The 12,815-nt window shown below is 60.1% G+C and carries 18 protein-coding genes; 9 read left to right on the top strand and 9 right to left on the bottom strand.

The window, feature by feature from the left end; genetic code table 11:
* Positions 1–116: 116 nt before the first annotated feature.
* The 8 genes from NAP1_RS04805 to NAP1_RS04770 all read left to right on the top strand — a co-directional run bounded on the left by NAP1_RS04805 (position 117) and on the right by NAP1_RS04770 (position 5,337).
* Positions 117–596: an RpiB/LacA/LacB family sugar-phosphate isomerase gene (locus NAP1_RS04805; RefSeq protein ID WP_007164112.1), complete on the top strand. Its 480-nt coding sequence runs from the start codon at positions 117–119 to the stop codon at positions 594–596.
* Positions 593–1,903, top strand: coding sequence for a serine hydroxymethyltransferase (gene glyA, locus NAP1_RS04800; protein ID WP_007164111.1), 1,311 nt, complete (start codon positions 593–595; stop codon positions 1,901–1,903). Before NAP1_RS04805 ends, glyA begins: the two co-directional genes overlap by 4 nt.
* A gap of 18 nt (positions 1,904–1,921) precedes the next feature.
* The gene (locus tag NAP1_RS04795) at positions 1,922–2,149 is read left to right on the top strand and encodes a hypothetical protein (protein ID WP_040464254.1); all 228 of its coding nucleotides are present in this window, start codon (positions 1,922–1,924) and stop codon (positions 2,147–2,149) included.
* Positions 2,150–2,152: 3 nt separating this feature from the next.
* Complete coding sequence (gene nrdR / locus NAP1_RS04790; RefSeq protein WP_007164109.1) at positions 2,153–2,626, top strand: transcriptional regulator NrdR; 474 nt, start codon at positions 2,153–2,155, stop codon at positions 2,624–2,626.
* Positions 2,627–2,628: 2 nt separating this feature from the next.
* Positions 2,629–3,378, top strand: a complete 750-nt coding sequence (locus tag NAP1_RS04785) for an RNA methyltransferase (RefSeq protein WP_007164108.1) — start codon at positions 2,629–2,631, stop codon at positions 3,376–3,378.
* 102 nt (positions 3,379–3,480) lie between these two features.
* Complete coding sequence (locus NAP1_RS04780; protein ID WP_007164107.1) at positions 3,481–3,792, top strand: hypothetical protein; 312 nt, start codon at positions 3,481–3,483, stop codon at positions 3,790–3,792.
* 187 nt (positions 3,793–3,979) lie between these two features.
* The gene (gene rpsD / locus NAP1_RS04775) at positions 3,980–4,594 is read left to right on the top strand and encodes a 30S ribosomal protein S4 (RefSeq protein ID WP_007164105.1); all 615 of its coding nucleotides are present in this window, start codon (positions 3,980–3,982) and stop codon (positions 4,592–4,594) included.
* 110 nt (positions 4,595–4,704) lie between these two features.
* Complete coding sequence (locus tag NAP1_RS04770) at positions 4,705–5,337, top strand: NAD(P)H-dependent oxidoreductase (RefSeq protein WP_007164104.1); 633 nt, start codon at positions 4,705–4,707, stop codon at positions 5,335–5,337.
* Between the two features lie 30 nt (positions 5,338–5,367).
* Here NAP1_RS04770 and NAP1_RS04765 read toward each other — a convergent pair whose 3' ends face one another.
* From NAP1_RS04765 to NAP1_RS04725, 9 genes are all read right to left on the bottom strand, one after another.
* Complete coding sequence (locus tag NAP1_RS04765) at positions 5,368–5,682, bottom strand: chorismate mutase (RefSeq protein ID WP_007164103.1); 315 nt, start codon at positions 5,680–5,682, stop codon at positions 5,368–5,370.
* 54 nt (positions 5,683–5,736) lie between these two features.
* Positions 5,737–6,864 (bottom strand): tRNA guanosine(34) transglycosylase Tgt, encoded by a 1,128-nt coding sequence (gene tgt, locus NAP1_RS04760; RefSeq protein WP_007164102.1) that lies wholly within the window; start codon positions 6,862–6,864, stop codon positions 5,737–5,739.
* Positions 6,861–7,628 (bottom strand): ABC transporter permease, encoded by a 768-nt coding sequence (locus NAP1_RS04755; RefSeq protein ID WP_007164101.1) that lies wholly within the window; start codon positions 7,626–7,628, stop codon positions 6,861–6,863. Before NAP1_RS04755 ends, tgt begins: the two co-directional genes overlap by 4 nt.
* The gene (locus NAP1_RS04750) at positions 7,628–8,575 is read right to left on the bottom strand and encodes an ABC transporter ATP-binding protein (RefSeq protein ID WP_040464730.1); all 948 of its coding nucleotides are present in this window, start codon (positions 8,573–8,575) and stop codon (positions 7,628–7,630) included. The genes NAP1_RS04755 and NAP1_RS04750 overlap by 1 nt, the downstream gene beginning before the upstream one ends.
* Positions 8,576–8,627: 52 nt before the next feature.
* Positions 8,628–9,665 carry a tRNA preQ1(34) S-adenosylmethionine ribosyltransferase-isomerase QueA gene (queA, locus tag NAP1_RS04745; protein ID WP_007164099.1) on the bottom strand — a complete coding sequence of 346 codons (1,038 nt, stop codon included), beginning with the start codon at positions 9,663–9,665 and terminating at the stop codon, positions 8,628–8,630.
* 94 nt (positions 9,666–9,759) lie between these two features.
* Entirely contained in the window at positions 9,760–10,470 is a 711-nt protein-coding gene (locus NAP1_RS04740; protein ID WP_007164098.1) for a peptidylprolyl isomerase, read from the bottom strand.
* A gap of 111 nt (positions 10,471–10,581) precedes the next feature.
* On the bottom strand, positions 10,582–11,094 hold the full coding sequence (gene coaD, locus NAP1_RS04735) for a pantetheine-phosphate adenylyltransferase (protein ID WP_007164097.1): 513 nt from the start codon (positions 11,092–11,094) through the stop codon (positions 10,582–10,584).
* A 48-nt stretch (positions 11,095–11,142) separates the two neighbouring features.
* Positions 11,143–12,057: a polyprenyl synthetase family protein gene (locus NAP1_RS04730; protein ID WP_007164096.1), complete on the bottom strand. Its 915-nt coding sequence runs from the start codon at positions 12,055–12,057 to the stop codon at positions 11,143–11,145.
* A gap of 1 nt (position 12,058) precedes the next feature.
* The gene (locus NAP1_RS04725) at positions 12,059–12,328 is read right to left on the bottom strand and encodes an exodeoxyribonuclease VII small subunit (protein ID WP_007164095.1); all 270 of its coding nucleotides are present in this window, start codon (positions 12,326–12,328) and stop codon (positions 12,059–12,061) included.
* Between the two features lie 63 nt (positions 12,329–12,391).
* On the opposite strand from NAP1_RS04725, the gene NAP1_RS04720 reads away from it, so the two are divergent.
* Positions 12,392–12,796, top strand: a complete 405-nt coding sequence (locus NAP1_RS04720; RefSeq protein ID WP_007164094.1) for a DUF2177 family protein — start codon at positions 12,392–12,394, stop codon at positions 12,794–12,796.
* The last annotated feature ends 19 nt before the right edge of the window (positions 12,797–12,815 follow it).

Raw genomic sequence — 12,815 nt, 5'->3', positions numbered from 1 at the left:
CACAAGTGAGCGATTTGCCCATCAGGGGCTCCAAATCTGCATTTCCGCTTCCTGATACGTCGAAAAGCGTCCCGCACGGGGTGGAGTCGCGCGGCTGCCGCGTTTATGTAGCGGCCATGCGTATAGCCATTGCATCAGATCACGCCGCCACCGACCTCAAGGCAAGCCTGGCCGAATGGTTGATGGACGAAGGCCACGAAGTCGCCGATCTTGGCCCCGAAGAGGGCGAGAGCGTCGACTATCCCGATTACGGCTACAAACTAGCCGAAGTGGTCGCAGACGGGACCGCTCAGTTCGGTATCGCTCTGTGCGGATCGGGGATTGGCATCTCGATCAGCGTCAATCGTCACCCGGCGCTTCGCTGCGCTTTGGTGTCTGAGCCGCTGTCGGCCGCTCTTGCGCGCGAACATAACAATGCGAACTGCATCGCCCTTGGCGCGCGGCTCATCGGCATCGAAATGGCGAAGTCTTGCGTAGCTACATTTCTCAACACCGAATTTGCCGACGAAGGCGATCCCGCCGGGCGTCACCAACGCCGCGTTGCCAAGCTTGGTAATCCGCCGACCTCTCCCGATCACATCGAGACACATCAATGAGCACGCAGCCCAATCACACCACCGACCCGATGCACGGTTTTTGGCACGACAATCTTGCGACTTCCGATCCGGAGATCGCGGATGCAATCGACAAGGAGCTAAAGCGCCAGCAGGACAAGATCGAGCTGATCGCGAGCGAGAACATCGCGTCAAAAGCGGTGCTTGAAGCAACCGGCAGCGTCTTCACCAACAAGTATGCGGAAGGCTATCCGGGCAAGCGCTATTATGGCGGCTGCGACTATGCGGATGTGGTCGAAACGCTCGCGATCGAGCGTGCGAAGCAACTGTTCGGATGCAATTTCGCCAACGTGCAGCCCAACAGCGGCAGCCAGATGAACCAGGCAGTGTTCCTCGGCCTTCTGCAGCCCGGCGACACGTTCATGGGGCTCGACCTCAATTCCGGTGGTCACCTTACCCATGGTTCGCCCGTTAATATGAGCGGCAAATGGTTCAATCCAGTCAGCTATGGAGTGACTGAAGGCGACGAATTGATCGACATGGACGCGGTCGCCGCAACCGCGCGCGAGCACAAGCCAAAGCTCATCATCTGCGGCGGCACCGCCTATTCGCGCGTCTGGGACTTTGCGGCCTTCCGCGAGATCGCCGACGAAGTGGGCGCGGTCCTGCTGTGCGACATGAGCCACATTTCGGGCCTCGTCGCCGGCGGCGCCCACCCCTCGCCCTTCCCGCATTGCGACATCGTCACCTCGACTACGCACAAGAGCCTGCGCGGCCCGCGTTCAGGCATCATCCTGTGGAATGACGAGAAGTTCACCAAGCCGCTCAACATGGCGGTCTTCCCCGGCTTGCAGGGCGGTCCGCTGATGCATGTCATCGCTGCCAAAGCAGTGGCCTTTCGCGAAGCTCTCCAGCCTGAGTTTAAGACCTATGCTCACCGCATCGTCGAGAACGCCCGCGCGCTGGCGGCGAGCCTCGAAGAAAACGGCCTTCGCATCGTCTCGGGCGGGACCGACAACCACTCGATGCTGGTCGATCTGACGGCCAAGGACGTGACCGGCAGGGCAGCCGAGGCAGGTCTCGACCGCGCATGGCTAACCTGCAACAAGAACGGCATCCCCTTCGACACCCGCTCGCCATTCGTCACAAGTGGCATCCGTCTGGGTACGCCTGCTGGCACCACTCGCGGTTTCGGGCCGGTCGAATTCCGCAAGGTGGGCGAATTGATCGCGCGCGTCGTCGATGGTCTTTCGAAGAACGGCCCTGAAGGCGATGCGCAGATCGAGGAGCAGGTCCGCGGCGAAGTCGCGAAGCTCTGCGCCGATTTCCCGGTTTATCCGGGCCAGTAACTCGAACCGGCCTACTTGGTGAGCGACGAGCCCGAAAAGCAAGACCTCGACGAAAGGTTCAAGGCCGAGATCGAGGACATGGAAAAGGTCGGCTGGGATCATCCGACCGTTCCATATGCACTTGGCGGCGCTGCAATCGGCGGTGTCTTCGGTTGGCTGATTTTCGATGGCTGGCTCTGGATCATGCTCGGCGCTTTTCTGGGTTTCGTCATCGCCGTTTACGCAAAAATCGAAGAACAAGAGTAACTCATGCGCTGCCCCTTTTGCGCTCACGAAGACACCCAAGTGAAAGACAGCCGCCCGACAGAGGACAACACCTCGATCAGGCGGCGTCGCCAGTGTTCGTCGTGCGGCGCACGCTTCACTACGTTTGAACGCGTCCAGTTGCGCGAGGTCACGATCGTCAAATCGGGCGAAAAGGGCGAGGAGCGGCGCGAGGCATTTGACCGCTCAAAACTCGAGCGTTCGGTCGCTCTTGCCTGCCGCAAGCGCGATGTCTCGCAGGAGCGCATCGACCAGCTCGTTTCGGGAATCCAGCGCCAGGTGGAGACCGCTGGCGAGCCCGAAGTGCCTTCCGCTCGCATCGGCGAAATGGTGATGGAGGGCCTGAAACAGATCGACTCGGTAGCCTACATCCGCTTCGCCAGCGTCTACCGGGACTTCTCCGAGGCCCGCGATTTCGAGGAATTTGCGAGCACGGTGCAAGAGGCCGCGAAGGACTGATTATGGCGAACAAGCCCGTTATCGTCCTCGTACGCCCGCAACTTGGCGAGAACATCGGCAAGGCAGCGCGCGCAATGCTCAATTTCGGCCTGACCGAAATGCGCATCGTGAACCCGCGCGACGGGTGGCCCAATCCTTCAGCCGGGCCTGCCGCCGCAGGTGCGGACATCGTGCTAGACGAAGCGAAGGTCTTTTCGAGCACTGCTGAGGCCGTCGCTGATTGTGAGCATGTCTATGCCACCACGGTCCGTAAACGCGGCGTGACCAAACCAGTAGTTGGTCCCGATGGTGCGGCACGGCTGATCCATGCCGAGCCTGGACGCCACGCCATCCTCTTCGGGCGCGAGGCATCGGGCCTCGAGACCGAAGATGTGGCACTTGCCCGGCATATCCTGACAGTTCCGATCAATCCCGAGTTCGGCTCACTCAACCTCGCTCAGGCAGTGATTTTGTGCGCATATGAATGGTCGCGGATTGGTCGAGAAGCTGAAGATGCGTCGAGCGACCTGGTACAGCCAACCGCCGAAGACGAAGCTCTTCCTCCCGCTCCTCAGGACGACCTTGAGGGCCTTATCGGGCACTTCGAGAAGCTGCTCGATCCCCGAGGTTACTTCCTCCCTGAGAGCCGCCGCGAGGCGACTGCGCGTACCTTGCGCAGCGTGCTGACGAAGCCGGGATGGAATCATCTCGAGGTTCGCACCCTGCGCGGGATTCTGAGCACACTTGAGCGCCCTCCTCGCGATCCTGAGTAAGTGAACGCTAACACTGCAGCGCAGAGCGGCGATTGACAGTGGACAAGCAAGCGACGCACCGTTAGCCACTGCGAACCCTCTAAAACTTCAGCGAGAATTTTGATGAAGCTCACCCTCCCGCTCGCCGCGGCAGCCCTCGTTTTTGCTGTGTCCGCTTCTGCCGATGAACCGGCGCAGGAAACCGCGCCCTCAGTGACCGAAACGCAGGTCGAGCAACAAGAGAGCGATCCCGCCGAAGAACCTGCTCAGGCAACGCAGGCCGAAGCGGCTGCGCCCGAAGCACCGCAGGTCGATGAAGAACCGGAAGAGGCCGAGCGCATCTGCCGCCGAGTCCGTCTCGACGCCGCAAGCCGTCGTCCGACCCGCGTTTGCATGACCAAGGCCGAATGGCGCCGGTTCAATTCCGGCAACTGATCGCGGGCGGCACTTTGCTGCTCCACAATAGCTTGACTGGCGCGCCGATAATGCTATTGGCGCGCCTTCGCATTTTGGCCCCGCACCCCGGTGAAGCGGTGGCCGCGTCGAACTTCATAATCGACGGAGCGATGCCGGGTTGAATGGCCAGCACAAGGCTGGTCCAGCTAGATTGAAGGAAAGACTTATGTCGAAGCGCAAGAGCGCCAAGTACAAACTCGACCGCCGGATGGGTGAAAACATCTGGGGTCGCCCCAACAGCCCGGTCAACAAGCGTTCCTACGGCCCGGGCCAGCACGGTCAGCGTCGCAAGAGCAAGATGAGCGACTTCGGTCTGCAGCTTCGCGCCAAGCAGAAGCTCAAGGGCTATTATGGCGACGTTACCGAGAAGCAGTTCCGCTCGACCTACAAGGACGCCACCCGCATGAAGGGTGACACCGGTCAAAACCTGATCGGCCTGCTTGAGCGTCGCCTCGACATGATCGTGTACCGCGCCAAGTTCGCTCCGACGATCTTCGCCGCGCGTCAGATCGTTTCGCACGGCCACATCTACGTCAACGGCGTGAAGTGCAATATCGCATCGCGTCGCTGCGACGTGGGCGACGTCATCAGCCTTGGCAACAAGGCTAAGGAAATGGCTCTCGTCATCGAAGCCCAGAGCCTGCCTGAGCGTGAAATCCCCGACTATGTCGCTCCCGACGGCAACGACAAGGTTCAGTTCACGCGCGTGCCCAAGCTCGACGAAGTGCCCTACCCGGTCACCATGGAACCGAACCTCGTGGTCGAGTTCTACTCGCGCTAAGAACCGCTGGTTCATACACAACGAAAAAGGGCGGTCCGGTTGGGCCGCCCTTTTCTTTTGCGCAGTCGAGGGACAGGATGGCTCGGGCATCAGGGGGAGATCGCGATTTCATGAATGTTTTGCTGGTTGATGGACACCCGGACGAGGGCCGTTTCGCATCGCACCTTCTTGACCTGTATCGGACTGCGCTGCCTGAAGACTGCTGCGTCGAGAGGATCGCGATGCGCGATCTGAATTTCAATCCCAACCTCAGTCATGGCTATGCCAAGCGGACCGAATGGGAACCGGATCTCCGCATGCTCGCTGAGCGGATCGACGATTGCGATCATCTGGTCGTTGCATTTCCAATGTGGTGGGGTGCCGAACCGGCACAGCTGAAAGGGCTGCTCGACCGACTTTTCCTGCCCGGCTTCATGTTTGCTTATCGTGAAAAGAGCGCTCTGTGGGACGAGCTGATGGGAGGTCGGTCGGCCGATGTGATCGCCACCATGGATACCCCTCCTGTCTTTCTCCGTCTGCTTTACGGCAATGCCCTGATCAAGCGCTGGAAGAGGCAGGTGCTCGGCTTTGTCGGATTCAAGCCCGTGCGCATTCTAGCCTGCGGCCCAATCAAGGATGGCGGCGCGGAAAAAGGTCTGGGCAAGTGGCAAACGAAGATTGAACGCATGGCGCGCTCAATCAGGCCGAAAGCTCCAGAGAAAAAGCAGAAACGGCTGGAGAGATTCCTCGCCCCTCGCAGCTAAATCCGCCATCGTGGCAGCGAGCACCACAGGTCAGTCCCTGATGCGATCCCACTCGACGAATTCGTAAGCGATTGAACCCTCGACAAGCCGCTCCCAGATGTCGGCGATCACGTCGCCGGGGATCCCTCGGCTTTCGGCATCGGCGACAGCTGCATTGATGACGCTCGCTTTGCGCTCCTCATCACGCACGGCATCGCGCGTTGGCTTAATCCGGGCAGCTGCGCGCATATAGCCGAACCGGCGATCCAGCAGCTCGACCAGTGCGCGATCGGTAGCGTCGACGCCTTCGCGGACGTCGATCATCGTTTCGCAATCGTCGGGAAGTTTCGCAGTGAAATCACTCATGCAAGCGCCATTGGCCCGAAGCGCAGCGTTTGTCGAGGCCGCCGGCCCAAGAATTTAGCTGCGCAGGTAGTTTCGCCTGAAGTCCGCAGCGAAAGCGGCAAATCGCCCTTCGGAAATGGCATCGCGCATCGCCTGCATGAGCGACTGGTAGAAAGCCAGATTGTGCTCGGTCAACAGCATCGCGCCCAGCATCTCGCCTGACTTGATGAGGTGGTGCAAATACGCCTTGGAATAATCGCGGGAGGCCGAGCAATTCGAGGTCGGATCGAGCGGCTCCTGATCTTCCGCGAAACGCGCATTGCGGAGATTTAACGGGCCGTTCCAAGTGAAGGCTTGCCCATTGCGCCCTGACCGGGTCGGGAGGACGCAGTCGAACATATCGATGCCGCGTTCAACCGCACCGACGAGGTCGTCCGGCTTGCCTACACCCATGAGATATCGGGGCCGATCAACCGGCAGCATGTCAGGGGCATAGTCGAGGACACCGAACATGGCCTCCTGACCCTCGCCTACGGCAAGCCCGCCCACCGCATATCCATCGAACCCGATGTCCGTAAGTTTGTCGGCGCTGATTTTTCTCAGGTCTTCGTCAAGCGCGCCTTGCTGGATGCCGAACAGGGCAGAGCGCGCTGCATGTTCTTCACCGCTGTCAAAGCCGTCCCGGCTGCGCTTGGCCCAACGCATGGAAAGCTCCATCGATGAGGCAATCTCGTCGCGTGGGCGGTCGGCGCGCGGGCATTCGTCGAAGGCCATCACGATGTCAGAGCCGAGCAGGCGCTGAATCTCCATCGATCGCTCTGGCGTCAGCATGTGCTTCGATCCGTCGATGTGGCTGCGAAACTCGACGCCCTTCTCGGTGAGCTTGCGCAGGTCCGAAAGGCTCATCACCTGATAGCCGCCGCTATCGGTCAGGATCGGGCGATCCCAGCGCATGAATTTGTGAAGCCCGCCAAGCCGTGCAACACGCTCGGCGCCGGGACGCAGCATCAGGTGGTAGGTATTGCCAAGGATAATGTCCGCGCCGAGCGCGCGAACCGCCTCGGGTTTCATGGCCTTGACGGTCGCAGCAGTGCCAACCGGCATGAAAGCCGGCGTGCGGATGTCGCCGCGCAGCATCTCGATCTTGCCGGTGCGCGCCTTGCCGTCAGTTGCATCGAGGGTAAATTTGAAGCGAGAGGTCATTCTCTGAGGCGCCAGCCTGTCTTGAAGATGAAAGCGATGATACCGGTGCACAGGGCAAGGAACCCGAGCGTTAGGCCGAGCGACACCCAGATCGATACGTCCGATGTCCCGTAGAAAGTCCAGCGCAGCCCGCTCACGAGAAAAGCGATCGGGTTCGCATAGGCGATAGTCGACCAGATGCCTGGAAGGTCGTCGATCGAATAGAATGTGCCGCCAAGAAATGTAAGCGGTGTCAGGATCAAGAGCGGGATGATGCCGAGCTTCTCAAAACTGTCAGCCCAGATACCGAGGATGAAGCCGAACAGCGAGAAACTCGCGGCGACCAGCATGATGTAACCGATTGCGGCCAGCGGATATTTGATCTCGTAATCGACGAACAAAGTCGCGGTTCCAAGGATGATGGCGGCCAGAATAAGGCCCTTGGTTGCCGCCGCGCCCACGAAACCGATCAGCGTTTCCGCCACCCCAACGGGGGCCGAGAGCAGCTCGTAGATGGTTCCGGTAAAACGCGGCATGTAGATGCCGAAAGAGGAGTTGCTGGTCGTCTCGCCCAGCAAGGTGAGCATCAAGAGGCCGGGAATGATAAAGGCACCATAAGCGACCCCGTCGACCGGCTCCATCCGCCCGCCGATGACTGTCCCGAAGACCACGAAATAGAGCGAGGTGGTCAGAACCGGTGACAGGATCGACTGAAATGCGGTGCGAAGCGCGCGCATCAGTTCGCGCTGATAAATCGACCACGCGCCGCGAATATTGAACGCCATCACGCCGTCTCCTCTTCGCGCGCGGAGACGAGGTCGACGAAGATGTCCTCAAGCGAGGAATCGTGAATGTCGATCCCGCGATAGTCGATCCCTGCCGCGATCAGCGCCTTGGTCAGCGCCGCGACCTGCTCGCTGCCGCTGCCCGACCCGTCACCGCCTCGATAGCAAAGCTCCTTGCCATCGTCGGTCAACGAAACGGGGAATTCGGCGATGCTTGCGGGAAGTTCACTCAACGGCTCGGCGAGCTGGAACACGGCCTCTGTCGTACCCATTCGTTTCATCATCGCGGCCTTGTCATCGACCATCAGGATCTTGCCGCCCCGGATAATCCCCACGCGGTCGGCCATGAGTTCGGCTTCCTCGATATAGTGAGTTGTGAGAATAATGGTGGTACCGCGTTCGCGCAGGGCCGAGATCTGTTCCCACATGCCCTTGCGCAGTTCCACGTCAACGCCGGCAGTGGGCTCATCAAGAAAGAGCAATTCAGGCTCATGCGCCAAAGCCTTTGCGATCAGCACGCGGCGCTTCATCCCGCCAGACAGTTCGCGGATTTGACTGTCCTTCTTCTCCCACAGCGACAGCGATCGAAGGATCTCCTCGATCCGCGCTTTATCAGGAGGGTGGCCAAAGAGGCCGCGCGAATACGATACCGCACGCCAGACAGTCTCGAACATGTCGGTCGAGAGTTCTTGCGGGACCAGGCCAATTCGTGCCCTCGCCTTGCGCCAGTCATTCGAAAGGTCATGCCCGAATGCAGTGATCGTGCCGCTGCTTGGCCGCACGATACCGCAAACCGCGCCGATAAGCGTCGTCTTGCCCGCGCCATTAGGGCCGAGCAGCGCGAAAATCTCACCCTTCCGGATTGAGAGATCAACGTTGTCGAGCGCTTTGGTGCCGCCCGCGTAGACCTTGGTAAGGCCGCTTATCTCAAGGATCGTATCGCTCATCATGCGCGATGTGGCACAGCGCGCCGCGATTGCAAGCACGTCGGCCAGTCTCTCAGGGGAGAAGCAGCGAAGAATCTCCATAGGAGTAGAAACGATAATTTTGCGCGATGGCATGCTCGTACGCTTCCATCATGCGCTCGCGGCCCATGAGGGCACTGACAAGCATCATCAAAGTCGATTTGGGCAAATGGAAGTTTGTCATCAATCCGTCGACCACGCGGAACGGGTAGCCGGGGGTGATGAAGATATCCGTGTCACCTGCAAATTCGCGGAGCTTACCATCCTCGCCCGCTGCACTTTCAAGCAGGCGCAGCGAAGTCGTACCCACGGCAATCACGCGGCCACCTGCGGCGCGGGCCTCGTTGATGCGTGAAGCCGTACCCGCGTTGATGCGCCCGAATTCGGAGTGCATCTGATGGTCCTTGGTGTCTTCGGCCTTGACCGGCAAGAACGTACCCGCGCCAACGTGGAGCGTCAGCATCTCGCGCTTGATCCCGGCGTGGTCGAGGGCTGACACCAGTCTGGTCGTGAAATGGAGGCTGGCCGTAGGAGCAGCAACCGCGCCGTCTTCTGCGGCAAACATGGTCTGATAATCGCTCTGGTCCTGGTCATCGACCCCGCGCCGCTGGGCGATGTAGGGAGGAAGCGGCATAGTGCCTGCGCGGTCGAGCAGGACTTCCACCGGCTCGGTCCCTTCGAACAGCAGGGTCATCGAACCGTCGCGGTGACGCTTCTCTGCAATGGCCGTTACGCCGCCACCAAAGACCAGATGGTCACCTTCTTTCACGCGCTTGGCGTTGCGGATGAAGGCCTGCCAGCGGCGAAGGTCAATGCGCTTGTGCAAGGTCGCGCCGATTTTGGCTTCACCCCCCGAACGACGGCCTTCAAGCTGCGCGGGAATGACCCGCGTGTCATTAAAGACGAGCACATCGCCAGGGCGAAGCAGGCAGGGCAGGTCGCTCACACCGTGATCGGCGAGCGGACCTTGCGAGCCTTCCACGACCAGCATCCGCGCAGCATCGCGCGGCCGCACTGGGCGCAGGGCTATCCTTTCCTGGGGAAGCTCGAAGTCAAACAGGTCAACGCGCATGGCCCGCGCCCATAGTCGCTTAGCTTATGGTTGGCAAAGCCTGTGCGCGGCCTAGGCCGCTTGGCACTCCGAACGAAGCTTAACGCTGCGCCGATTATTGGAGCGGAGCGTTCAACAGATCGGCAGTGATATCCTGTTCAGGCTGAGCCGCGGGAGCTGCTGACACCGGAGGCTTGTTGTCGCTGGCAAGCGATGCCTGCAAAATGCGGGTCGGATTCTGCGGCGGCTCTCCGCGGTTGATATCATCGACCGCCTTCATGTTCTCGATCACACGGCCAAGATTGGTGTAGCGCTTATCGAGGCTGAAGCGCGGATAGAACACGATGAAGAACTGGCTGTTCGCGCTGTCTTCATCCGTCGCACGGGCCATTGAGAGAGTGCCGCGAACATGCGGCATCGGATTGAATTCTTCCTCCAGATCGGGAAGCTGCGAGCCGCCCTGCCCCGTACCGGTCGGATCGCCGCCCTGCGCCATAAAACCATCGATCACGCGGTGGAACACCACGCCGTCGTAAAAACCTTCCTTGGTCAGCGTCTTGATGCGCTCGACATGCTTGGGCGCCCATTCTTCCATGAGGCGGATCTTCACCCGCTCACCATTCGACAGGTCGAGCACCCAGATATTGTCAGGCTTCACGCTTGCATCGAATTCAACCGGTGGGAAAGTGCGCGAGTCGACTTCTTCAGCGACAGCACCTTCGTCGCGGTTGTCCTTGAGCGCTTCGTCAACTTCCTGTGCGAAAGCAGCGGATGAGGCCGAAAGAACGGCGAGTGCGGCGAGCGAGCCGAGGGTCTTCTTGAACATGGGTGTCTTCACGGGTCCGAACGGTCTTGTTGCAATGAGAAAAGTCAGGTTGAAGCGTCTAACGGTCGCAGGCTGACACTTCAATGAATGAGTGCGCCGCCGTCACCAGCTCTAGTAATCGCCTTTACGTCCGATCTTGTCGACGCGGGCGATCACTTCGTCTTTTACTGGCGCGCTGACAAAGGGGGTGATGTCGCCCCCATAAAGAGCGATCTCCTTCACCAGCTTGGATGCGATCGGCTGAAGCGAGACATCCGCCATAAGGAATACGGTCTCGATATCCTCATCCAGCTGCTGGTTCATGCCAGCCATCTGGTACTCGTATTCGAAGTCGGCAACGGCGCGCAGACCACGGATGATGACATTCGCACCTTGTTTCTGCGCGAATTTCACGAGAAGCGCGTTGAATCCGACCACCTGCACATTGTCGAGGCCGAGCGCGGCCACCTCGCGTTCAACCATCGCAAAGCGTTCGTCGGTCGAGAACATGGGATTCTTCGAAGGATTGGTCGTCACACCGATGATGAGCTCGTCCACCAGCTTGGACCCGCGCCGGATGATATCGGCATGGCCAAGCGTAATCGGGTCGAAGGTGCCCGGATAGATTCCGATACGGCTGGTCATAGCTACGTCCTCATGAAACGCCGGATTCTGTCGACCGGCTTCGTGCTCCTATCGGTCCCGCTCGACAATGAACCGAGCCAGCGCGCGCAACGTGTCCGCCTCGCTACCGTGGCTGGAAAGATGCGCGACCGCCTGATCGACCAGAGCGCGGGCCTGTTCGCGAGCCTTGTCGACGCCCATCAGTGTGACGAAGGTTTGCTTGCCCTGCTCGTCGTCCTTGCGCAGCGCCTTGCCTGCCTTGTCGGCGTCGCCTTCGACATCGAGCAGATCGTCCGCGATCTGGAACGCGAGCCCGATGTCGCGTGAATAGGCCCTGAGGTGGGCGCGGCCTTCCGGGGCAACCTTGCCAAGGATGGCGCCCATCTCGACGCTTGCTGCCAGCAAGGCGCCGGTCTTTAGCTGTTGCAGACGGGTGATGGTCCGAAGGTCGTATTCTACGCCCTCCTCATCAGCGACCATGTCCATCATCTGGCCGCCCGCCATACCGCCCATGCCGCTCGCCTTACCGAGAGTTGCGATCAGCTCGCTGCGAACGAAGGGATCGGCGCTGGTCTGGCTGTCAGCGAGGATTTCGAAGGCAAGCGCATGGAGCGCGTCGCCAGCGAGAACCGCTGTCGCGTCGTCATAAACCTTGTGAACCGTGGGTTTGCCATGACGAAGGTCGTCATCATCCATGCATGGCAAGTCGTCGTGGATCAGCGAGTAAACGTGGATCGCCTCGACCGCCGCAGCGGCACAAAGCGCAGCGGTGCGGTCAACGCCGTACAATTCCGCGGTGCTGACGAGCAACAGCGGGCGGACCCGTTTGCCGCCGCCCATCGCGGCGTAGCGCATCGCCTCGACCAGCCTCGCGCTTGTGTCATGTGGGACCGGCAGAAAGGCGTCGAAAACGGAATCGATCTCGCCCTGCACCCTTTTGAGCGCATCACCCAGCACGTCATTCTCGACACTTGCGAGAGCCATATCAGTTGCCCCCGTCGAGCGGCGCTGTGCCTGTGGGCTTACCATCAGCACCCGCTACGATCTTTTCAATTCTGGCCTGCGCGGCATCGAGCCGATCCTGACAGGCGGCACGAAGCCGCTCGCCGCGTTCGTAAAGGTCGATAGACTTGTCGAGCGGCACGTCGCCGCGCTCAAGCTGCGTGACGATCTCTTCGAGCGCCTGAAGCGCCTGCTCGAAACTCATCTCGCTGATTTGCATCTGTTCCGATCCGGAACTCGTTCCCTCATCCATGGGTTCTTGCATTGACGCTGCGCGTGGGCGCGGTCAAGGCCACCTTCGAATGAGAGATTTCTAATGACCAAGTTTCTGATCGCCTATGCTTGCGCAGCCGTCGTTTTTGGCGCGCTCGATGCCGTCTGGCTGCGTTGGGCCGGCGACAATTTCTATCGCCCTGTGATCGGCGAGATCATGGCAGACGAATTTCGCGCTGCACCTGCAGTCGCATTCTACTTCCTTTACCTCGCGGGGATGACATACTTCGCGATCAAGCCGGGGCTTGAGACCGGACAAGTTACCACCGCTCTGATCAATGGCGTCCTACTCGGCGCACTTTGTTACGCGACGTATGATCTAACCAGCCAAGCGGTGCTAAAGGTTTGGGCAACCAAGATCAGCGTCATAGACATCATGTGGGGAGCATTTGCGACAGGCACTGCAAGCGCTGTTGCAACTTGGGCGACTTTGCGCTTCACGAGCTAGGAAAAAATCGGGGGCAAGA

It is taken from the genome of Erythrobacter sp. NAP1 (genome assembly GCF_000152865.1).
Taxonomy (GTDB): domain Bacteria; phylum Pseudomonadota; class Alphaproteobacteria; order Sphingomonadales; family Sphingomonadaceae; genus Erythrobacter.
The sequence above is the reverse complement of the archived record's forward strand: the minus strand, read 5'-3'. Positions and strand labels throughout refer to the sequence as shown.

Coding starts and splice junctions, on each gene's coding strand:
- rpsD (WP_007164105.1), top strand. CDS start 3,980: ATGTCGAAGCGCAAGAGCGCCAAGTACAAACTCGACCGCCGGATGGGT.
- glyA (WP_007164111.1), top strand. CDS start 593: ATGAGCACGCAGCCCAATCACACCACCGACCCGATGCACGGTTTTTGG.
- NAP1_RS04720 (WP_007164094.1), top strand. CDS start 12,392: ATGACCAAGTTTCTGATCGCCTATGCTTGCGCAGCCGTCGTTTTTGGC.
- NAP1_RS04755 (WP_007164101.1), bottom strand. CDS start 7,628: ATGGCGTTCAATATTCGCGGCGCGTGGTCGATTTATCAGCGCGAACTG.
- tgt (WP_007164102.1), bottom strand. CDS start 6,864: ATGACCTCTCGCTTCAAATTTACCCTCGATGCAACTGACGGCAAGGCG.
- NAP1_RS04805 (WP_007164112.1), top strand. CDS start 117: ATGCGTATAGCCATTGCATCAGATCACGCCGCCACCGACCTCAAGGCA.
- NAP1_RS04765 (WP_007164103.1), bottom strand. CDS start 5,682: ATGAGTGATTTCACTGCGAAACTTCCCGACGATTGCGAAACGATGATC.
- NAP1_RS04750 (WP_040464730.1), bottom strand. CDS start 8,575: ATGAGCGATACGATCCTTGAGATAAGCGGCCTTACCAAGGTCTACGCG.
- NAP1_RS04785 (WP_007164108.1), top strand. CDS start 2,629: ATGGCGAACAAGCCCGTTATCGTCCTCGTACGCCCGCAACTTGGCGAG.
- NAP1_RS04780 (WP_007164107.1), top strand. CDS start 3,481: ATGAAGCTCACCCTCCCGCTCGCCGCGGCAGCCCTCGTTTTTGCTGTG.
- NAP1_RS04730 (WP_007164096.1), bottom strand. CDS start 12,057: ATGGCTCTCGCAAGTGTCGAGAATGACGTGCTGGGTGATGCGCTCAAA.
- nrdR (WP_007164109.1), top strand. CDS start 2,153: ATGCGCTGCCCCTTTTGCGCTCACGAAGACACCCAAGTGAAAGACAGC.
- queA (WP_007164099.1), bottom strand. CDS start 9,665: ATGCGCGTTGACCTGTTTGACTTCGAGCTTCCCCAGGAAAGGATAGCC.
- NAP1_RS04740 (WP_007164098.1), bottom strand. CDS start 10,470: ATGTTCAAGAAGACCCTCGGCTCGCTCGCCGCACTCGCCGTTCTTTCG.
- coaD (WP_007164097.1), bottom strand. CDS start 11,094: ATGACCAGCCGTATCGGAATCTATCCGGGCACCTTCGACCCGATTACG.
- NAP1_RS04770 (WP_007164104.1), top strand. CDS start 4,705: ATGAATGTTTTGCTGGTTGATGGACACCCGGACGAGGGCCGTTTCGCA.
- NAP1_RS04725 (WP_007164095.1), bottom strand. CDS start 12,328: ATGGATGAGGGAACGAGTTCCGGATCGGAACAGATGCAAATCAGCGAG.